1 pseudogene is annotated in these 393 nt (G+C 69.5%); it reads left to right on the forward strand.

What is annotated here, in order from left to right:
- Positions 1-294: pseudogene (locus tag G3I65_RS17440) on the forward strand (AraC family transcriptional regulator); the annotation flags it as partial.
- Positions 295-393 lie beyond the last annotated feature (99 nt).

The following is a 393-nucleotide window of genomic DNA, read 5'->3' on the forward strand; positions in this document are numbered from 1 at the left end:
GTCGTGCCGGGTGCGACGCGCGGGGTCACGCCGCCGCCCGGCGGGCCGTCCCCCGAGTACGTCCACGACCGGCCCGGCTTCGCCTACGACACCGTGGTGAGCGGGCTCGCGCGGCACACCGACGTGGCGACCGCCCGCTGGACAGCGAAGGTGCTGGAGCTGCCCACCGACGGGGTCGTGTTCGAGGGCCGGGCCTGGCCGTGGCTGCCGACCGCCGTGCCGGTCGCGCTGGTGCTGCTGGGCGCGGCGGTGATCGTGGTGGTGCGCCGGGTCCGGCGGCCTAAAACGATTTAGGAAATCACCTACCGACGTAGGTCGGGCGCCCAGTGGAGTATTGCCAACGTGTGAGGTTGTGATTACAGTCACGTACCACGCTGTATTGAAACGTTCAAA

It is taken from the genome of Amycolatopsis sp. SID8362 (assembly GCF_010550475.1).
GTDB lineage: Bacteria > Actinomycetota > Actinomycetes > Mycobacteriales > Pseudonocardiaceae > Amycolatopsis > Amycolatopsis eburnea.